The 18,761-nt window shown below is 70.1% G+C and carries 18 protein-coding genes; 12 read left to right on the top strand and 6 right to left on the bottom strand.

Annotated features, from left to right (window positions below):
* Positions 1-265 precede the first annotated feature (265 nt).
* Positions 266-1,657, top strand: coding sequence for an aminotransferase-like domain-containing protein (locus A4W93_RS02415; protein ID WP_085749099.1), 1,392 nt, complete (start codon positions 266-268; stop codon positions 1,655-1,657).
* A gap of 73 nt (positions 1,658-1,730) precedes the next feature.
* Positions 1,731-2,468 carry a sigma-70 family RNA polymerase sigma factor gene (locus A4W93_RS02410; protein WP_085749098.1) on the top strand — a complete coding sequence of 246 codons (738 nt, stop codon included), beginning with the start codon at positions 1,731-1,733 and terminating at the stop codon, positions 2,466-2,468.
* Here the strand turns inward: A4W93_RS02410 and A4W93_RS02405 are convergent, their stop codons facing one another.
* Positions 2,469-3,668: a multidrug effflux MFS transporter gene (locus tag A4W93_RS02405; protein ID WP_085754010.1), complete on the bottom strand. Its 1,200-nt coding sequence runs from the start codon at positions 3,666-3,668 to the stop codon at positions 2,469-2,471.
* Positions 3,669-3,779: 111 nt separating this feature from the next.
* On the opposite strand from A4W93_RS02405, the gene A4W93_RS02400 reads away from it, so the two are divergent.
* The gene (locus A4W93_RS02400; RefSeq protein WP_085749097.1) at positions 3,780-4,184 is read left to right on the top strand and encodes a RidA family protein; all 405 of its coding nucleotides are present in this window, start codon (positions 3,780-3,782) and stop codon (positions 4,182-4,184) included.
* A gap of 9 nt (positions 4,185-4,193) precedes the next feature.
* On the opposite strand, the gene A4W93_RS02395 is transcribed toward A4W93_RS02400, so the two are convergent.
* On the bottom strand, positions 4,194-4,589 hold the full coding sequence (locus tag A4W93_RS02395; protein WP_237357668.1) for a DUF3037 domain-containing protein: 396 nt from the start codon (positions 4,587-4,589) through the stop codon (positions 4,194-4,196).
* Positions 4,564-5,355 (bottom strand): HipA family kinase, encoded by a 792-nt coding sequence (locus tag A4W93_RS02390; protein ID WP_237357667.1) that lies wholly within the window; start codon positions 5,353-5,355, stop codon positions 4,564-4,566. The genes A4W93_RS02395 and A4W93_RS02390 overlap by 26 nt, the downstream gene beginning before the upstream one ends.
* Before the next feature lie 82 nt (positions 5,356-5,437).
* Here A4W93_RS02390 and A4W93_RS02385 point away from each other — a divergent pair, with 82 nt between their 5' ends.
* The 3 genes from A4W93_RS02385 (at position 5,438) to A4W93_RS02375 (ending at position 9,060) form a co-directional block, all read left to right on the top strand.
* A complete protein-coding gene (locus A4W93_RS02385) occupies positions 5,438-5,773 on the top strand; it encodes a hypothetical protein (RefSeq protein WP_099959846.1) in 336 nt (111 codons plus the stop codon).
* 133 nt (positions 5,774-5,906) lie between these two features.
* On the top strand, positions 5,907-8,453 hold the full coding sequence (locus A4W93_RS02380; RefSeq protein ID WP_157131575.1) for an EAL domain-containing protein: 2,547 nt from the start codon (positions 5,907-5,909) through the stop codon (positions 8,451-8,453).
* Positions 8,454-8,520: 67 nt separating this feature from the next.
* Positions 8,521-9,060 (top strand): GAF domain-containing protein, encoded by a 540-nt coding sequence (locus A4W93_RS02375; protein ID WP_085749093.1) that lies wholly within the window; start codon positions 8,521-8,523, stop codon positions 9,058-9,060.
* Positions 9,061-9,123: 63 nt separating this feature from the next.
* On the opposite strand, the gene ahpF is transcribed toward A4W93_RS02375, so the two are convergent.
* Positions 9,124-10,680 carry an alkyl hydroperoxide reductase subunit F gene (ahpF, locus tag A4W93_RS02370; RefSeq protein ID WP_085749092.1) on the bottom strand — a complete coding sequence of 519 codons (1,557 nt, stop codon included), beginning with the start codon at positions 10,678-10,680 and terminating at the stop codon, positions 9,124-9,126.
* A gap of 115 nt (positions 10,681-10,795) precedes the next feature.
* Positions 10,796-11,359, bottom strand: a complete 564-nt coding sequence (gene ahpC, locus A4W93_RS02365) for an alkyl hydroperoxide reductase subunit C (protein WP_085749091.1) — start codon at positions 11,357-11,359, stop codon at positions 10,796-10,798.
* A gap of 218 nt (positions 11,360-11,577) precedes the next feature.
* On the opposite strand from ahpC, the gene A4W93_RS02360 reads away from it, so the two are divergent.
* From A4W93_RS02360 to A4W93_RS02335, 6 genes are all read left to right on the top strand, one after another.
* A complete protein-coding gene (locus tag A4W93_RS02360; RefSeq protein ID WP_085749090.1) occupies positions 11,578-12,618 on the top strand; it encodes an aliphatic amidase in 1,041 nt (346 codons plus the stop codon).
* A 14-nt stretch (positions 12,619-12,632) separates the two neighbouring features.
* Complete coding sequence (locus tag A4W93_RS02355) at positions 12,633-13,418, top strand: CbbQ/NirQ/NorQ/GpvN family protein (RefSeq protein ID WP_085754008.1); 786 nt, start codon at positions 12,633-12,635, stop codon at positions 13,416-13,418.
* A 13-nt stretch (positions 13,419-13,431) separates the two neighbouring features.
* A complete protein-coding gene (locus A4W93_RS02350; RefSeq protein WP_085749089.1) occupies positions 13,432-15,009 on the top strand; it encodes a nitric oxide reductase activation protein NorD in 1,578 nt (525 codons plus the stop codon).
* 156 nt (positions 15,010-15,165) lie between these two features.
* Entirely contained in the window at positions 15,166-15,432 is a 267-nt protein-coding gene (locus tag A4W93_RS02345) for a hypothetical protein (protein WP_085749088.1), read from the top strand.
* 70 nt (positions 15,433-15,502) lie between these two features.
* Positions 15,503-17,149 carry an FMN-binding glutamate synthase family protein gene (locus A4W93_RS02340; RefSeq protein WP_085754007.1) on the top strand — a complete coding sequence of 549 codons (1,647 nt, stop codon included), beginning with the start codon at positions 15,503-15,505 and terminating at the stop codon, positions 17,147-17,149.
* Positions 17,150-17,265: 116 nt separating this feature from the next.
* Positions 17,266-17,907, top strand: a complete 642-nt coding sequence (locus tag A4W93_RS02335) for a LuxR C-terminal-related transcriptional regulator (RefSeq protein ID WP_157131574.1) — start codon at positions 17,266-17,268, stop codon at positions 17,905-17,907.
* A gap of 137 nt (positions 17,908-18,044) precedes the next feature.
* Here the strand turns inward: A4W93_RS02335 and A4W93_RS02330 are convergent, their stop codons facing one another.
* A complete protein-coding gene (locus tag A4W93_RS02330; RefSeq protein ID WP_085749086.1) occupies positions 18,045-18,659 on the bottom strand; it encodes a glutathione S-transferase N-terminal domain-containing protein in 615 nt (204 codons plus the stop codon).
* Between the last annotated feature and the right edge of the window lie 102 nt (positions 18,660-18,761).

Below are 18,761 nucleotides of genomic sequence, written 5' to 3'. Positions count from 1 at the left end.
TGCATGCGGTGTGCCACTCGATGGCACCCGCCATGCGATCAATCCGCGATCAACACGCATTCGGGCCGCGTGGCGGTCGATCAACTTTTTTTCGAGCCCCGGAAAACCCCTGCGGACGGCCGACAACCCGCACCAGCACGAGGCTTTCCCATCCGATCAATGCCTCCGATCAAGCCCTCCCGGCGCACCGCATTCGGGCGATCGGCGGGCACGCGATATGCGATCAATCCCCCTGCCGATCCGATCAACCCGTGCGATCAATCCGATGAACCACCCCGTCGCCCACTGGTCCCGCCGCCTCGAGGCGAGCGCGCAGCCCGCGTACCTGCTGATCGCCGACCTGATCGCCGAGGACGTGCGCAACGGCCGGCTCTCGGCCCGCGAGCGCCTGCCCACGCTGCGCGAACTCGCCGACCTGCTGCGGCTGAACTACACGACGGTGGCCCGCGCGTACGCGGAGGCGCGCAAGCGCGGGCTGATCGACTCGCGGCCCGGCATGGGCACCTTCGTGCGCGGCACGAGCCCGTCGCTGCCGCTGCGCGGCGGCAGCGGCGCCGAGATGACGATGAACATGCCACCCGAGCCCGCCGACGCGGCGCTGCTGGCCCGCATGCACGACAGCGCCGCCGACGTGATGGCCCGCACCGACCTGTACGACCTGATGCGCTACCAGGACTTCGGCGGCGCCCCCGACGACCGCCGCGCCGCGGTGCAGTGGCTGCGCCGCGTGCTGCCCGACTGCCGTGGCGAACACGTGCTGGTGTGCCCCGGCATCCACAGCGCGCTGGCCGCATTGGTGTCGCAGCTCGCGCGACCCGGCGAACTGATCTGCGTGGAGTCGCTCACCTACCCGGGCATCAAGGCGCTCGCGAACCAGCTGGGCGTGCAGCTGCATGCGTTGCCGCTCGACGACGAGGGCCCGAGCGCCGCCGCGTTCGAACTGGCCTGCAAGACGCTCAAGCCGAAGGCGCTGTACTGCAACCCGACCGTGCTCAACCCCACCACGACGTCGATCTCGCCTGCCCGCCGCGAGGCGCTGGCCGACGTGGCGCTGCGCTTCTCGATCCCGATCATCGAGGACGACGCCTACGCGATGCTGCCGCGCGAGAAGCCCTCGCCCATCGCGCTGCTCGCGCCGGAGCTCACGTGGTACGTCACCGGCTTCAGCAAGTGCCTGGGCGCGGGCGTGCGCACCGCGTACGTGTGTGCGCCCAGCGAACGGCAGGCGCAGCGGCTGGCCGGCGCGCTGCGGGCCACCACGGTGATGGCGTCGCCCATCACCAACGCGCTCACGAGCCGCTGGGTGCTCGACGGCACGGCCGAGGCCATGGTCCAGGCCATCCGAGCGGAGTCGATGGCGCGCCAGGCGATGGCCTCGCGCCACCTCGCGGGCCGCGGCGTGCTGTCGCAGCCCGAGGGCTTCCACCTGTGGCTGCCGCTGTCGTCGTCCTGGAGCGTGGTGGAGTTCGCGTCCTACCTGCGCACGCAGGGCGTGGCCGTGGTGGCGAGCGCCGCGTTCTCGACCGATGGCGACCCGCCCGACGCGGTGCGCGTGTGCCTCGGCGGGCCGCTCACGCGCAACGAATGCGACGATGCGTTGCGACTGATCGCCGACACGCTCGAACACCCGCAGCATCCGCACGCGACCGTCCGCTGAGCATGCCCCTCTTCGGAGGGCGGATTCGGTTGTGAACGATATCCTCGTGTGGACGTCTCAGCGAGGTTGCCGCTTGAACCCGAAGGTCCTTCCCCCCGATCCCGACGATCGCAACGTGCGCCTGCTCGCGCACCGTCCGCTCGTGCAGCGGATCGCGGGCCGCATGCTGGCGCGGATGCCGGCGAACGTCGCGATGGACGAACTCGTCCAGGCCGGCATGATCGGCCTCAACGAGGCGCTGTCGCGTTTCGAGGAGGGCCGCGGCGCCACGTTCGACACCTACGCGTCGCGCCGCATCGAAGGGTCGATGCTCGACTCGCTGCGCGCCGGCGACGAACTGTCGCGGCACGTGCGCAGCCAGCAGCGGCAGATCCGCGCCGCGGTGCAGGCGCTCGAACACCGCCTCGGCCGCGCGCCACGCGCGAAGGAGGTCGCGAACGAACTGGGCTGGACCCTCGAGGTGTTCTACCGCGCGATGCTCGACGCGGGCGCCGCGCCCACGCGGCTGGAGGACGAGGCGCTGGAGCCGTCGTCCGACGATCCCGCGGTGGTGGCCGGCGAGCCGGACGCGCTCGCCGTGGACGAACACGCCGACCCGCAGCGCCTGCTGCAGCGCCAGCAGCGCCACGAAGCCCTCGCGAAGGCCTTCGACGCCCTGGAGCCGCAGGAGCACCAGGTGATGCAGATGATCTACGCGCGCGAGCTCGACCTGGCGGAGATCGGCGCGCTGCTGGGGCTCAGTCCGTCGCGGATCTCGCAGATCCACCAGGCGACGGTGGCGAAGCTGCGGATCCGGATGCGGGACTGGTGATCAGAACGCCGCTGCAGTGCGCCCCGGCGCCCCCAGCGTCGCCTGCGTGAACGCCATCGACATCACCGCACACAGCGTGATGCCCGCCACCATCGGGAACGCCGTGCCGTCGAGGAACAGGCCGGTGAAGCCCATCACGACGGCCCCCGTCACGAGCTGCAGCGTGCCCATCAAGGCGGACGCCACGCCCGCGATGTCGCCGTGGTCCTCCAGCGCCAACACCGAGGTGGCCGGGATCACCAGGCCGAGGAAGCCGAACCCGACGAACAGCAGGCCGGCCAGCACGTCGAAGCGGTCGACCCCGGCGGTGAACAGCACCAGCAGCAGCGTCATCGTGACGGTGAAGCCGAGCACCGCGCCACGCACCGTACGCCGCAGGCCGAAGCGTTTCGCGAACCAGCCGGTCAGCTGCGACACCCCGATGAACGACACGGCGTTGATCGAAAACGCGAAGCTGTACTCGCGCGGCGAGAGCCCGTAGTGGTTGATCATCACGAACGACGAGTTCGCGAGGTACACGAAGAAACTCGCGAGGCCGAACGCGCCGATGAAGGTGAGCCCGAGGAAGTGCCGGTCGCGCATCAGCTGGCCGTAGGCCGAGAGCGAGCCGCGCCACGTGCTGCCCGCGCGCTCGGCGGGCGGACGGGTCTCCTGCAGCACGAAGGCCAGCAGCGCGAGGCCGGCGACGCCCGCGCCCGTGACGAACCAGAAGATGCCGCGCCAGCCGAACGCCTCGACCACGAAGCTGCCCACGAGAGGCGCGAGGATGGGCGACACGCTGAACACGAGCATCAGCAGCGACATCAGCCGCGCCGCGTCGTTGCCGGTGTGCACGTCGCGCACCACCGCGCGCGGCACGGTCATCGCCGCGCCGGCACCCAGGCCCTGCACGAAGCGGAACGCCACCAGCGTGCCGATGTTGGGCGCGAGCGCGCAGCCGATGCTCGCGAGCGTGAACAGCGCCATGCCGAAGTACAGCGGCTTCTTGCGGCCGAAGAGGTCCGAGGCCGGACCGTAGACGAGCTGGCTGACCGACACCGCGGCGAAGAAGGCCGTGAGGCTCATCTGCACCGCGCCGACGTCGGCGACGAGGGTGTTTCCGATGGCCGGCAGCGCCGGCAGGTACATGTCGATGGCGAACGGCCCGATGGCCGACAGCAGGCCGAGCACCAGGGCCAGGCGCAGGAAGGGGGAGATCATGGAGAAGAAGCGGGAGAACAGCGAAGCAACGACCCCCATCATGCCAGCCACTTGACCTCAACCGCGGTCGAGGTCCCATGCTGAAGGTCCGATTCACCCACAGGACCTCGCATGACTCCCCTCACCTTCATCAACCCGCCCGGCCTCTACGACCCCGAACCCAACGGCTACTCCCACGTCGCGGTGGTCGAAGGCACGCCCCGCTGGATCCTCCTCGCGGGCCAGGGCGGCGAGTCGGCCGACGGCGCGCTGTCGCCCGACTTCGCCGTGCAGCTGCGGCAGGCGTTCGACAACATCGCCACCGCCCTGGCCGCGGCGAACGCCACGCTGCGCGACGTCGTCCGGATCACCGTGCTGGTCGTGGCCCACGACATGGCGAAGCTCGAGGTGCTGAGCCGCATCGTGCGGGAACGTTTCGAGGGCAGGCCCGCGCCCGCGTGCACGCTGATTCCGGTGCCGCGGCTCGCGCTGGACGGCATGCTGGTGGAGGTGGAAGCCACCGCCGCCACCCGCTGACACCCCGGATCAGGCCGAGACCGCCACCATCCGGTCGAACAGCTTGTCGAGCGCGAGCGAGAGGTCGGTGCAGCGGCCGGTGTGCACCGGTGACACCTGCAGGCTGCTGCTGCGCGGCGCGACGAGCCAGTCGAAGCGCTCGCGGCTCGACAGGTGGCGCAGCGGGCCAGCGGCCTCGCCGCCCTCGCAGATGGCGGGGATGCTCAGCAGCGCCGCGCGGAGGTCGTGCGGATCGGCCTTCGGCGCGAGCGCGGCGAAGCGGGACTCGTCGAACGCCACCTTCGCGCGCAGGTAGCCCGCCGTCTTGCACGAGACGATCACGCCCGCGTTGATGAACTCGCCCCGCTCGACGCGCGGCACCAGCCGCACGATGGCGTAGTCATACGTGTGCAAGGGCGTGGGCACGGCGTGCCTCCTCGGCGAAGGCGCGCGGCGCGGCGAGCCGGCGCTGGAAATACTGGACGAAGGCCTCGCGGTGCGCGGCGGCATCGGGGAACGGCGAGTCGTGGCGCAGCCAGGCCTCGGGGATGGTGTCGACGATGGTCCGGAGGCGCTCGGGGGGCAGCAGCGCGGGCAGCGTGGCGTCGGCCTCGTCGAGCGCCGACGCGAACGGCAGCAGCACGTGGTCCTTGATCAGCGCGAACGGCTTGACCGCCATCTCCGCGGGGTCGCCCCACTGGTGCTGGAAGTACAGCGACGCGCCATGGTCGATGAGCCGCAGCGACCGGTGCCACATCAGCAGGTTGGCGTTGCGCGGGGTGCGGTCGAGGTTGGTGACGAAGCCGTCGAACCACACGATGCGCGACGCGAGGCCGGGGTCGGGCCGGTCCGACAGCGGGTCGAACGTGACCGAGCCGGGCAGGTAGTCGAGCGCGAGGTTCAGGCCGCCGCTCGCGCGGATCAGCTCCTGGATCTCGGGGTCGGGCTCCGTGCGCGCGAGTTCGGGGTCGAGGTCGATGAACACGATCTCGGGCACCGGCAGGCCGAGCGCGCGGCCGATCTCGCCGGCCACCAGTTCGGCGATGAGGGCCTTGGGGCCCTGCCCCGCGCCGCGGAACTTCAGCACGTAGAGCCCGTCGTCGTCGGCCTCGACGATGGCCGGCAGCGAGCCGCCCTCGCGCAGGGGCGTGACATAACGGGTGGCGCAGACGGTGCGGATCGGCAGGCTCATCGAACGGGCATTCTGCCGCATGGGCGCGCCCGCGCGTCGCGTTGCCTATCATCCGGCCCCTCGACGCTTTTCCCCGCTCCCCATGCCCGAACACTGGGAAACCGATGCCGGCGACCACGGCGTCGCCCTCCTCGACATTCCTGCCGATGCCTTCCGCGACCGCACCTTCGAGGTCGCCATCGACTTCGCGGTGAAGGCCGTGCCCGACGCCGACGGCCCCTGGCACGAGCTGCGCGTGCTCGTGAACGGCGCCCAGCAGTGGGCGCGCCGCGTGCCCACGCACCCGGACGGCGGCGACTCGCTCGACTACCGCATGCGCCGCACCGTTCCGTTGGGCGAACCGTTGCGCATCAACGCCGTCACCGAGGTCCACCGGGTCCGCCGCCTCCGGTTGCGGGTGGTCGCCGACGAGGAGTGAGCGCGCGATCTCCGTGTCCACCCTGACACGAAGGTGACAAGGCGGGGGGCTCGGTGAACGTCCGTGCAACAAACGTGACGTTGTGGGCAATGCCGTGGCCGCCAAGGCCGGCCCGAGCCGGGAGAATCCTGCGGTGACCCGAACCGCCGTACCCCTCCCCGCCGCGCAGGACGTGACCCTGGCCCAGGCCATGCTGGACGCCCTGCCGGGTCGCGTGTGCCTGGTCGATGCCCAGGGCGTGATCCGCCAGACGAACCGCCCGTGGCGGGACCACGCGGCGGCCGGCTGGGGTGTCGACGGCGACCACGTGTTCGCGAGCTCGTCCGTCCACGGCCTCCCGCCGGCGGTGCGGGCCGTGATCGAGGGCCGACAGCCCGCCGCGTCGGCGAACCTCCATGCGATGCCCGGCCAGTTGCTGGTGCGCGCCACGCGCTTCCGGCACGGCACGCTCGACGGCACGCTGCTCACGCTCGACGACGTGTCCGCCGCGGAACGCGGCGACGAGGCCCTCGCACGCTTCCGCCACGCGATGGAAACCACGTCGGACGCGATCTACCTCGTCGACCGCGCCACGCTGTCCTTCATCGACTTCAACGAGGCCGCCTGCCGCATGCGGCGCTGCACCCGCGCCGAACTGATGGCGATGGGACCGATGGGCGCGCTCGAGATCTCCCGCCCCGCGCTCGAGGCCGTGTACGACGGCGTGATCGCCGAAGGCGACGCGGTCGCGCCCGTCGAATGGGCCGGCACGGTGAACGGCCGCCGCGTGTACGTCGAGATCCGCCGCCGCGCGCTGCACACGGCCGACGGCTGGGTGATCGTGACGATCTCGCGCGACGTCAGCGCCCGCAAGCGCGCCGAGAAAGGCGTGCGCCGCGCCGCGCGCCAGCAGGGCCTGATCGCCGGCTTCGGCCACCTGGCCCTGAGCCAGACGGACCTCGAGACGCTGCTCGAACGCGCGGCGACCGTCGCCGCCGAAGGCCTGAACATCGAATACGCGGAAGTGAGCCAGCGCGCGCCCACGGGCGACGGCCTGCTGCTCGTGGCCTGCGCCGGTTTCGACGAGGCCCACATCGGCCACCCCATGGCCGGCGACGGCCGCGACACCCAGAGCGCCCGCGTGCTGCGCACGAACGCCGCGGTCACCGTGCGGCGCCACGCCGAGGAACTGCCCGGCGCATGCGCGCTGCTCGACCGTCACGGTGTGCAGTCCGGCCTCGGCGTGCCCATTCCCGGGCCCAAGGGGCCGCGCGGCGTGCTGGGCGTCTACTCGCCGCGCGAGTGGCGGTTCAACGACGAACAGGTCAACTTCCTGCAGAGCGTGGCCAACACGCTCGCCACGGCCATCGACCGCGTCGAGGCCGAGGGCCGGCTCCAGCAGCTCTCCCAGTTCGACACCCTCACCGGCCTGCCCAACCGCACGCTGGTGCTCGACCGGCTGTCGCAGGCGCTGGCCCATGCGCTGCGGCACGACTGGCGCGTCGACGTGATGATCCTGAACCTCGACCGCTTCAAGATCGTCAACGACACCCTGGGCCACGCGATGGGCGACGACCTGCTCGCACAGGCCGCCCAGCGCCTGAAGGGGTGCGTGCGGGCGAGCGACACGGTGGGGCGCCTGGGCGGCGACGAGTTCGCCATCGTGCTGCCCAAGCCCGACGACGCCGCCACGGTGGCCAAGCGGGTCATGGCCGCGATGGCCCAACCGTTCCACCTCGGCGGCCAGGACGTCTACGTGTCGGCGAGCATCGGCATCGGCGTGTACCCGGAGGACGGCCCCGACGCCCACACGCTGCTGAAGAACGCGGACACGGCGATGAACCAGGCCAAGCAGCGCGGCCGCAACACCTTCCTGTTCTACCTGCCGCAGATGAACGACCAGGCGGTGCAGCGGCTGCGGCTCGAGGCCCAGCTGCGCAATGCGCTGGAACGCGGCGAGTTCCTGCTGCACTACCAGCCCAAGGTCAACGTCGCGACCGGCGAGATCAGCGGCTTCGAGGCGCTGCTGCGCTGGCTGCACCCCGAGCGCGGCATGGTGCCGCCGCTCGAGTTCATCTCCATCCTCGAGGACACGGGCCTGATCGTGCCGGTGGGCGAATGGGTGCTGCGCACCGTGTGCCGCCAGCTCGCCGCCTGGAAGGCGCAGGGCCTCGTGCCGCGGCCGGTGGCCATCAACCTGTCGGCCCGCCAGTTCCAGGAACGCGGGCTCGACGAGGTGGTGCGCGCCATCGTCGCCGAGGAAGGCGGCGACCCGGCGCTGCTCGAGTTCGAGCTGACCGAGTCGATGCTGATGGCCGACGCCGACGCGGCCACGCGCACCCTCGCAGCGCTGAAGGCCTACGGCGTGCGCCTCTCGGTGGACGACTTCGGCACCGGGTACTCGAGCCTGTCGTACCTGAAGCGCTTCCCCCTCGACGCGCTGAAGATCGACCGCAGCTTCATGCGCGACGTCACCACCGACTCGAACGACGCGTCCATCGCGCTCGCGATCATCCGCCTCGCCCACAGCCTGCGCCTCGACGTGGTGGCCGAAGGCGTCGAGACGGCCGACCAGCTGCAGTTCCTGCGCTCGCACGATTGCGACCAGATGCAGGGCTTCTTCTTCTCGCGACCGCTGCCGGTGGCGGACTGCACGCGGGCGCTGCGGGAAGGGCGGCGGCTGGCGGGCCAACCCGGTTGATCGGAAGGCGACCGGGAGAAGGCATGACCTTCGCAGGGGGTTCCGGCACTCGCTAAAGTTTCGGCCCATGATGATCCGCAACGATCTGCTCGACCCGTCCGCCCTCTCGGTGCACATCTCCGAGCTGCTCGTCGCCACGGCCGAATCGTCCGATCCCGGCATCGACCGCGCGGTGACCACCGTGCTGCGCCTGCTGCGCGAGCAGCTGCGCATGGACGTCGTGTTTGTCTCGGAATTCGCCGACGGCCAGCGGGTCTTCCGCTTCGTCGACAGCGCGCCCGGCGCGCCCACCGTGCCCGTGGGCGGCGCCGACCCGCTCGAGGAGTCGTACTGCCAGCGGGTGGTCGACGGGCGCCTGGCCGAACTCGTGCAGGACGCCGCCAAGGTGCCCGGCCTGCCGCCGACGCCATTCCCCGTGGGCGGCCACCTGAGCACGCCCATCCGCCTGCCCGACGGCAGCGTCTACGGCACGCTGTGCTGCTTCAGCCTGGCGCCGAGCCGCCACCTGCGCGACCGCGACCTGGTGAACCTGCGGCACTGCGCGCAGCTGGTGGCGCGCAAGGTGAACGTCGCGCAAGCCCGGGGCCGGGAACCCACCTGGGACTGAACGGCGCCTGAACGAAAAAAGGGACGGCCGCAGCCGTCCCTCGATCCGTGGGCGTTGAGCCGGTCAGGCCGGCACCGACGTGCGGATCAGGTGGTCGAACGCCCCCAGGGCCGCCTTCGCACCATCGCCCGCGGCGATGATGATCTGCTTGTACGGCACCGTGGTCACGTCGCCGGCGGCGAACACGCCGGGGATCGACGTGGCGCCCTTGGCGTCCACCACGATCTCGCCGTGGCGCGACAGCTCCACCGTGCCCTTGAGCCATTCGGTGTTCGGCACGAGGCCGATCTGCACGAACACGCCTTCGAGCGCGGTCTGCGTCGACGTGCCGCTCACGCGGTCGGTCCACGTGATGCCGTTGACCTTGGACCCGTCGCCGGTGATCTCGGTGGTCTGGGCGTTCGTGTGGATCACGACGTTCGGCAGGCTGCGCAGCTTCTTCACGAGCACGGCGTCGGCGCGCAGCTGGTCGGCGAACTCGAACAGCGTCACGTGCTCGACGATGCCGGCCAGGTCGATCGCGGCCTCGACGCCCGAGTTGCCGCCACCGATCACGGCGACCTTCTTGCCCTTGAACAGCGGACCGTCGCAGTGCGGGCAGTAGGCCACGCCAGCGTTGCGGTACTGCTTCTCGCCGGGCACGTTGACCTCGCGCCAGCGGGCGCCGGTGGACAGGATCACCGACTTCGACTTCAGCACGCCACCGCCTTCGGTGTGCACCTCGATCAGGTCACCGCCGGCCACGAGCTTGTCGGCCCGCTGCAGGTTCATGATGTCGACGTCGTAGTGTTTCGTGTGCTGCTCGAGCGCCGCGGCGAACTGCGGGCCCTCGGTGGCCAGCACCGACACGAAGTTCTCGATGGCGAGCGTGTCCAGCACCTGGCCGCCGAAACGTTCGGCCACGACCCCGGTGCGGATGCCCTTGCGCGCGGCGTACACGGCCGCGGCCGCGCCGGCGGGGCCGCCCCCGACGATCAGCACGTCGAACGGGTCGCGGGCGTTCAGCTTGGCGGCGTCACGAGCTCCGGCGTTGGTGTCCAGCTTCGCGACGATCTCCTCGACGCTCATGCGGCCCTGACCGAAGTGTTCGCCGTTCAGGAACACCATGGGGACGGCCATGATCTGGCGGTCTTCCACTTCCTTCTGGTACAGGCCGCCGTCGATGACGACCGAGCTGATGTTCGGATTGAGCACGGCCATCAGGCTCAGCGCCTGGACCACGTCCGGGCAGTTGTGGCATGTGAGGGACATGTAGACCTCGAAGTCGTACTTGCCTTCGAGGTGCTTGATCTGTTCGATGGTCTCGGCCTCGACCTTCGGCGGATGGCCGCCCACCCACAGCAGGGCCAGCACCAGCGAGGTGAATTCATGGCCGAGGGGAATGGCGGCGAAACGCAGCTTCATGTCGGACCCGGTGCGGTTCAGGCTGAAGGACGGGCGGCGTGCGTCGGTGCCGTCGGTCTTGAGCGTGATGTGGGCCGACAGGGAGGCCACCTGCTTCAGCAGGGCGAGCATCTCGCGCGAGGACTCGCCGTCGTCCAGCGACGCGACGATCTCGAACGGCTGCGTCACGCGCTCGAGGTAGGTCTTCAACTGGGATTGCAGGGTGTCGTCCAGCATCGCGGGCTCCTTGTGTATTCGTGTCTTGCGGTACTTCGGGGACCCCCCGCCGCCTCGTGGGCGGCCGGGGGTGGGTCCGTCCCGGAGGGGTCTCCGGGAGCGGGGGTCTGGCTGCTTAGATCTTGCCGACGAGGTCGAGCGACGGGGTCAGCGTCTTCGCGCCTTCGGTCCACTTGGCCGGGCAGACTTCGCCCGGGTGCGACGCGACGTACTGGGCGGCCTTGACCTTGCGCAGCAGTTCCTTGGCGTCACGGCCGATGCCGTTGTCATGGATTTCGCACAGCTTGATCTGGCCTTCGGGGTTGATCACGAAGGTGCCGCGCAGGGCCAGGCCTTCTTCCTCGATCAGCACTTCGAAGTTGCGCGACAGCGTCAGGGTCGGGTCGCCGACGAGCGGGTAGTTGACCTTCTTGATGGCGTCCGAGGTGTCGTGCCAGGCCTTGTGGGCGAAGTGGGTGTCGGTCGACACGCCGTAGATTTCCACGCCCAGCTTCTGGAACTCGGCGTAGTTGTCGGCCAGGTCTTCCAGCTCGGTCGGGCAGACGAAGGTGAAGTCGGCCGGGTAGAACACGACCACGGACCACTTGCCCTTCAGGGTGTCCTGCGTCACCGGAACGAACTTTTCCTTGTGGTACGCGACGGCGTTGAACGGTTTGATTTCGGTGTTGATCAGCGACATGACTTGCTTCCTCTGGGTTTGTAGGTGAACGGGACGAACTGAATCTTAGAATCGCCCGCCGATATTGTCTGTGCATTAGGACAATATGGTCGATTGAAAACTTCTATTGACCAGAAACTGTCATCGGCCCTCGTGGGGGCCGTACGTCGTTCGACGTATTCGCCGGTGCGGGACCCATTTCCACAATGGCTCAACCCAGCCACCGAGACGAACCCACCATGATCCACGGCGACATTTCCAGCAGCAAGGACACCGTCGGCGTCGCCGTCGTGAACTACAAGATGCCGCGGCTGCACACCCGCGCGGAGGTGCTCGACAACGCCCGGGCCATCGCGAAGATGGTGGTGGGCATGAAGCAGGGGTTGCCCGGCCTCGACCTCGTCGTGTTCCCGGAGTACAGCACCCACGGGATCATGTACGACAGCGCCGAGATGTACGAGAACGCGGCCACGGTGCCGGGCGCCGAGACCGAGATCTTCGCGGAGGCCTGCCGCCAGGCGAAGGTGTGGGGCGTGTTCTCGCTCACCGGCGAGCGCCACGAGGAGCACCCGCACAAGGCGCCGTACAACACGCTCATCCTGATGAACGACCAGGGCGAGATCGTCCAGAAGTACCGCAAGATCATGCCGTGGGTGCCCATCGAGGGCTGGTACCCGGGCAACTGCACGTACGTGAGCGACGGCCCGAAGGGCCTGAAGGTGAGCCTCATCATCTGCGACGACGGCAACTACCCCGAGATCTGGCGCGACTGCGCGATGAAGGGCGCCGAACTCATCATCCGCTGCCAGGGCTACATGTACCCGGCCAAGGAGCAGCAGATCCTGATCAGCAAGGCGATGGCCTTCGCGAACAACGTGTACGTGGCGGTGGCGAACGCGGCCGGCTTCGACGGCGTCTACTCGTACTTCGGGCACTCCGCGCTGATCGGCTTCGACGGCCGCACGCTCGGCGAATGCGGCGAGGAGGAGATGGGCATCCAGTACGCCGCCCTCAGCAAGAGCCTGATCCGCGACTTCCGCAGGAACGGCCAGTCGGAGAACCACCTCTTCAAGCTCGTGCACCGCGGCTACACCGGCCTCATCAACTCGCGCGAGGGCGACAAGGGCGTGGCCGCGTGCCCGTACGACTTCTACGCGCAGTGGGTCAACGACCCCGAGGGCACGCGCGCGAAGGTCGAGTCGTTCACGCGCTCGACGGTGGGCACCGACGAGGCGCCCATCGACGGCATCCCCAACGCCACCACCGCCGGCCACCGTTGAACGCCGCCCGCACGATGGACGCCTGGCGCATCGCCGCCGAGCCGTACTACGCGCCGAGCGGCGACGAATGCGCGGCCTTCGAGGCCGCGTACGCCGAGCGGCTGCCCATGCTGCTCAAGGGGCCCACCGGCTGCGGCAAGACCCGCTTCGTCGAACACATGGCCTGGCGGCTCGGAAAGCCCCTCGTGACCGTGGCCTGCAACGAGGACCTGGGCGCGGCCGACCTCGTGGGCCGCTGGCTGATCGACGGTGGCGGCACCCGCTGGCAGGACGGCCCGCTCACGGCGGCCGCGCGCGGCGGTGCGATCTGCTACCTGGACGAACTGATCGAGGCGCGGCCCGACACCACCGTCGTGATCCACCCGCTCACCGACACCCGCCGCGTGCTGCCCATCGCCCCGCTGAACGAGCTGCTGCGCGCGCACCCCGACTTCGCGCTCGTCGTCTCGTACAACCCCGACCTGCACGCCCAGGGCCTGAAGCCGGCCACGTTGCAGCGCTTCTGCGCGCTGCGCTTCGACCACCCGCCCACCGAGACCGAGGTGGCGGTGGTGGCGCACGAATCGGGCGCGAGCCCCGAGCTCGCCTCGAGCCTCGTCGCGCTGGGCGTGCGCACCCGGCGCCTGCGGCAGCACGGACTGGAGGAAGGGGCATCGACCCGCATGCTGGTGCGCGCGGCCTCGCTGATCCGCCGCGGCATCGCCCCCCGCGCGGCCTGCCGCATGGCGCTCGTGACCCCCCTCACCGACGATCCCGAGCTGCAGCAGGCGCTGTCGGCCGCGGTGGACGCCACGTTCTGAGCAAGACCCCGCGATGCCCACGACCGCGATGCTCCAGGCCTGGCTGCGCACGCTGTGGGACATCGCCCCGCCGCTGCACACGGTGCCCGCCGCGGACACGCCGTTCCTGAGCCCGGCGGGACTGCACCTGCCGATCGGCCACCTGTCGGACGACCTCGTGCTCGCGGCCGCCGCACATGCCGGCGCGCACCTCGTGTACTCGCGCCCCAGTGCCGCCGTGGGCGCGCTGCGCCCCACCTCGCGCGCGCTCGCGGGCCTGCTGGAGGACGCCCGCATCGAATGGCTCGCGGGCCGCGAGCTGCCCGGCCTGCGGCGCCTGTGGGCATCCCTGCACACGGCCTCGCCCGCCGACGGCACCAGCGCCGAGGCGTTGATGCAGCGGCTCGCGCGGGCCCTCGCCGACGAACGCTACGCCGACCCGCACCCGTGGGTCGAGAAGGGCCGCCGGCTGATGTTCCTCGACGACGGCCAGCAGGTGCTCGCGCTGCGGCAGTTCGAGGCGGTGCGTCAGGCGGCATCGCTGCTCGGAAACGACCTCGGCCAGATGCGCCTGCCGCTCAACGCGCGCACCTACCGTCCTCCCGCCGGCTACCGCGACGACAACCAGTGGCTCTGGGCCGCGGACGAACCGCCGGAGGCCCGGGCGCCCGAGGACGGTGGCGGGGCGGGCGCGGACCACGCCGCCACGGTGATGGCCGCGCCGCCCGCCGAACGCACGCGCCACTACCCCGAGTGGGACCGACGCATCGCCTGCCACCGGCCCGACTGGGCCACCGTGGTCGAGCGAGTCGCCCCGTCGGTGGCCGTGGTTCCGCCCGTCCCGGACCACGCCGACACGCTGCGCCGCCGGCTCGGCGACGCGCTCAAGCACCGCCACGGCCCGGCCCGCCGCCGCCTGCGCCACCAGCCCGACGGCGATGGCCTCGACCTGGAGGCGCTGGTGCGCTCGTGGACCGGCCACGCGGCCGGCAACGCGTTCGACCCGCGGGTCCACACGCGCGCCCTCCCCCAGCCCCGGCCGGCCGACGTGCTGCTGATGGTCGACACCTCGGCGTCGAGCGCCGACTCGCCGCAGCCCGGGGCGCCCAGCCTGCTGCAGACCGCCCGCGACGCCGCGCGCCTGTGTGGCGAGGCCCTCGAACACGCGGGCCACGGCTGTGCCATCCAGGCCTTCTGCTCCGACGGCCGCGCCTCGGTGCACGTGGAGCGGGTCAAGGACTTCGGCGACCCGATGGACGCGCGGTGCGCCGCGCGCCTCGCGGGCCTTCGCAGCCGCTGGTCGACGCGGCTCGGCGCGGCCATCCGGCACGGCACGCGCGCGTTGCTCGAACACACGGCCTCGCGCGCGCGCCACCTCGTGCTGATCACCGACGGCGAACCGCACGACATCGACGTGTTCGAACCCCACTACCTCGCCGAGGACGCCCGCCAGGCCGTGCGCGAGGCGAGGCGCTCCGGCGTGCGCGTGTTCTGCTTCAGCCTGCAGCCCGCGGACAGTCCGGTGCTGCGCCGCATCTTCGGCGCGCGGCAGCACAGCGGCATCGTCCAGGCACGTCAACTGCCACTGGCGGTGGCGCGTTTGTGTCTCTGAAGGGACAAGGCAAGGTCGAGTTGCCCAAAATACACAGTGGTCTTCCAGGGCTTGCGCCTGACGCGAAACCACGGTTCAAATGGGTCGGCCGCCTGTCGTGACACCCTTCGCGCACGTCCCGCCATCCGGCACTACACAACCCAAGGAAGACACCTCATGACCAACCGACTCGTTGTTGTTTCCGCGCTCGTCCTCGGTGCCCTCGGTGCCCAGCCCCTGCTGGCCCAGACCGCCGCGTCATCTCCCACGCGCGCCGAAGTGAAGGCTCAGGTGCCCCCGCCGTCCGAGCGCATGAAGGACCAGAACATCAGCGGCGAGCGCATGCCCACGGCCGACCAGCTGCCGCCGAAGCCGAAGAAGAAGACGCGTGCCGAGAAGAAGGCCGAGAAGGCCGCGAAGGCCGCCAGCGCCCCCGCGAAGTAACTCCCGGCAAGCCGCACCGGGCCCCGACATCCGGTGCGGCTACCATCTCCCGAACAAGGAGATGGCCATCATGTTCCTCTGGCTCCAGCGACTGAACGAGCAGTTCCCCATCCGCTACGCCGTCTGGCTGCTCTCCGCGGTCGGCGCGCTCCTCACGCTGTTCACCTGGGTGGCCTTCGGCATCGGCGGCTTCGCCGCGCTGGTGTGCCTCGCCCTCACGGCGCTGGGCGTGCGCGACACGCGCCAGACACGCCACTCCATCCTGCGCAACTACCCGGTCATCGGGCACCTGCGGTTCCTGCTCGAGTTCGTCCGCCCCGAGATCCGGCAGTACTTCATCGAGGGCGACCACGACGCCGCGCCGTTCTCGCGCCACCAGCGTTCGCTCGTGTACCAGCGCGCCAAGGGTGACTCCGACAAGCGCCCGTTCGGCACCCAGATCGACGTCTCGCTGCAGGGGTACGAATGGATCAACCATTCGCTGACCCCCACCGAACTGCCCGGCCACGACTTCCGCATCACCATCGGCGAGGGCCGCGAACAGCCCTACTCGGCCAGCATCTTCAACATCTCGGCGATGAGCTACGGCGCGCTGTCGGGCAACGCCATCCTCGCGCTGAACGCGGGCGCCAAGCGCGGCGGCTTCGCGCACGACACCGGCGAAGGCTCGATCAGCAGCTTCCACCGCCAGCACGGCGGTGACCTGATCTGGGAAATCGGCTCGGGCTACTTCGGCTGCCGCGATGCCGAAGGCCGTTTCGATCCGGAACGTTTTGCCGCCAACGCCCGCGACCCGCAGGTGCGCATGATCGAGCTCAAGCTGAGCCAGGGCGCCAAGCCCGGCCACGGCGGCCTGCTGCCGGGCGCCAAGGTCACCGCCGAGGTGGCGGCGGCCCGCGGCGTGCCCATCGGGGTGGACTGCGTCTCGCCGTCGCGCCACACCGCGTTCGACACGCCCATCGGCATGATGAAGTTCATCGCGCAGCTGCGCGAGCTGTCGGGCGGCAAGCCCACCGGCTTCAAGCTGTGCATCGGCCACCCGTGGGAGTGGTTCGCGATCGCGAAGGCCATGGTCGAGACCGGCATCACGCCAGATTTCATCGTGATCGACGGCGCCGAGGGCGGCACCGGCGCGGCCCCGCTCGAGTTCATCGACCACATGGGCGCGCCGCTGCAGGAAGGCCTGCTGCTCGTGCACAACACGCTCGTGGGCCTGAACCTGCGCCCGAAGATCAAGCTCGGCTGCGCGGGCAAGGTCGTCAGCGCCTTCGACATCGCCCGCATGATGGCGCTCGGGGCCGACTGGTGCAATGCAGCACGCGGCTTCATGTTCGCGCTGGGCTGCATCCAGGCCCAGACCTGCCACACCGGCAACTGCCCCACCGGGGTCGCCACGCAGGACGCCCGCCGCGAGAAAGCCATCGTCGTGCCCACGAAGGCCGAGCGGGTGTACCGGTTCCACGAAAACACGCTGAAGGCGCTGCAGGAGCTGGTGCAGGCCGCGGGCCTCACCCACCCGGGGCAGATCACCGCGTCGCACATCGTGCGCCGCACCAGCGACCACGAGGTGAAGCTGCTCGCGAACATGCTGCCGTTCCTGCGGCCCGGCGTGTTGCTGGGCGGCGAACTGCCACACCGCGTGTTCCAGGTCTACTGGCCCATGGCCCGGGCCGACAGCTTCGCGATGGCGCCCGAGGAGGCCCTGGCGGCCTTCTGATCAGGGGGGCAGCCCTTTGTTCGCGGGGATGCGTTCGGACTGCAAGTCGACAAGAATTCGTTAAGCCTCCTGGGAGTCTGGGCGGCCAGCCGTACCTGTTGTTCCTGCCCGCCAACATGCCGTCCCTCGTTCTGCTGCAACGCGACCATGAAGCCAGCCCGCACCTGCGATCCCTCATCCAGGCGACCGGGCGCTTCGAGGTGCTGGGCCTGACCCACACCGTCGCCGACACCCGGGCCCTGCTCAAGACCTGTCGCCCCGACATCCTGATGGCCGACCTGCGCGTGCAGGACGGCGAGGTCACCGGGCTGCTGAAGGAACTCCGCCAGCCGGCGCGCCCGCAGCGTCCGGCCCGGCCGCACGTGCTGGTCAGCATGGTCTCGCACGACGACGGCCTGCTGCTCGAGGCCCTGCGGGCCGGCGCCGACGGGTACTGGGTGCATTCGCGTTCGCCGGAGCTGCTGATCGCCACGCTGGAGCAGCTCGCCCGCGGCGAGTCGCCCATGTCGCCCATGATCGCGCGGCAACTGCTGAACCACTTCGACCGCCACGCCTCGGCCCGCGGCACGGCGCCCACGGGGCCGTTCGAGCTCACCGGCACCGAACGCGAGATCCTGAGCCGCCTCGCCCAGGGCTACCTGATCGACGAGATCGCCCAGCAGTGGCACGCGAGCGTGCACACGGTGGCCTGCGGCATCCGCAGGGTCTATCACAAGCTGCAGTTCGACTTGCGGGCCGGCGGGCTGTCGCTGGCCTGAGTCCCTGCAACGATCACCCCACCCCAGCCGTCATCCCGGCGCATGCCGGGACCCTGGGCGTGCGTTCACCGATCGGCGCGCGTGGGCACGCCGAGGGTCCCGGCCTTCGCCGGGATGACACCCGTTCCTGCAGCGATTTATTGCGGCGGCGCCGTGTCGATGAAACTCTGCCGCAACGCCAGCTTGGCACTCAGCTTCGCGAGGTTCGCGTACTGGTCGCGCCAGGCGATCTCCGGGAACCGGAAGTCGAGGTAACCCAGCGCGCAGCCCACGGCCACGTCGGCCAGGGAGAAGTGGATCCCGGTGCAGAAGGGCTTTTCGGCGAGGCCCTGGCTCATGGCGGCCAGCGACGCATGCACCTTGACCATCTGCCGCTCGGCCCAGGCCTCGCTGCGCTGCTCGGCGGTGCGGCCGGCCCAGGTGCGTTCCAGGCGCGCCAGGATCAGCGCGTCGATGACGCCGTCGCCCAGAGCCTCCCAGGTGCGCACCTCGGTGCGCTCGCGCCCGCGTTCGGGGATGAGGCGGCCGACGGGGGACAGCGTGTCCACGTACTCGACGATCACGCGCGAATCGAAGACCGCCTCGGCACCGTCCATCACGAGGCACGGCACCTTGCCGAGCGGGTTGGACTTCAGGATCGAGTCGTTGGACCACACGTCCTCCAGCTCGAGCTGGTAGTCGAGCTTTTTCTCCGCCATCACGACGCGGACCTTGCGGACGTAGGGACTGGTGAGCGAACCGATGAGTTTCATGGTTGTGGGTTTTCCCTCAATCCGGCGGATTCTAGCGAAGGCGGGTGTGACCAATCTCACATCCTGGAGCCGATGATAGAGTTTCGGACAGCAAGAACCATG

The organism is Piscinibacter gummiphilus, from assembly GCF_002116905.1.
In the GTDB taxonomy this organism is placed as follows: domain Bacteria; phylum Pseudomonadota; class Gammaproteobacteria; order Burkholderiales; family Burkholderiaceae_C; genus Rhizobacter; species Rhizobacter gummiphilus.
This window is presented reverse-complemented; position numbering and strand designations above follow the sequence as displayed.

What these genes read in the sequence shown, in the direction of transcription:
- A4W93_RS02415 (WP_085749099.1), top strand. Translation starts at nt 266, where the DNA reads ATGAACCACCCCGTCGCCCACTGGTCCCGCCGCCTCGAGGCGAGCGCG.
- A4W93_RS02405 (WP_085754010.1), bottom strand. Translation starts at nt 3,668, where the DNA reads ATGATCTCCCCCTTCCTGCGCCTGGCCCTGGTGCTCGGCCTGCTGTCG.
- A4W93_RS02400 (WP_085749097.1), top strand. Translation starts at nt 3,780, where the DNA reads ATGACTCCCCTCACCTTCATCAACCCGCCCGGCCTCTACGACCCCGAA.
- A4W93_RS02390 (WP_237357667.1), bottom strand. Translation starts at nt 5,355, where the DNA reads ATGAGCCTGCCGATCCGCACCGTCTGCGCCACCCGTTATGTCACGCCC.
- A4W93_RS02385 (WP_099959846.1), top strand. Translation starts at nt 5,438, where the DNA reads ATGCCCGAACACTGGGAAACCGATGCCGGCGACCACGGCGTCGCCCTC.
- A4W93_RS02375 (WP_085749093.1), top strand. Translation starts at nt 8,521, where the DNA reads ATGATGATCCGCAACGATCTGCTCGACCCGTCCGCCCTCTCGGTGCAC.
- ahpF (WP_085749092.1), bottom strand. Translation starts at nt 10,680, where the DNA reads ATGCTGGACGACACCCTGCAATCCCAGTTGAAGACCTACCTCGAGCGC.
- ahpC (WP_085749091.1), bottom strand. Translation starts at nt 11,359, where the DNA reads ATGTCGCTGATCAACACCGAAATCAAACCGTTCAACGCCGTCGCGTAC.
- A4W93_RS02360 (WP_085749090.1), top strand. Translation starts at nt 11,578, where the DNA reads ATGATCCACGGCGACATTTCCAGCAGCAAGGACACCGTCGGCGTCGCC.
- A4W93_RS02355 (WP_085754008.1), top strand. Translation starts at nt 12,633, where the DNA reads ATGGACGCCTGGCGCATCGCCGCCGAGCCGTACTACGCGCCGAGCGGC.
- A4W93_RS02350 (WP_085749089.1), top strand. Translation starts at nt 13,432, where the DNA reads ATGCCCACGACCGCGATGCTCCAGGCCTGGCTGCGCACGCTGTGGGAC.
- A4W93_RS02345 (WP_085749088.1), top strand. Translation starts at nt 15,166, where the DNA reads ATGACCAACCGACTCGTTGTTGTTTCCGCGCTCGTCCTCGGTGCCCTC.
- A4W93_RS02340 (WP_085754007.1), top strand. Translation starts at nt 15,503, where the DNA reads ATGTTCCTCTGGCTCCAGCGACTGAACGAGCAGTTCCCCATCCGCTAC.
- A4W93_RS02335 (WP_157131574.1), top strand. Translation starts at nt 17,266, where the DNA reads ATGCCGTCCCTCGTTCTGCTGCAACGCGACCATGAAGCCAGCCCGCAC.
- A4W93_RS02330 (WP_085749086.1), bottom strand. Translation starts at nt 18,659, where the DNA reads ATGAAACTCATCGGTTCGCTCACCAGTCCCTACGTCCGCAAGGTCCGC.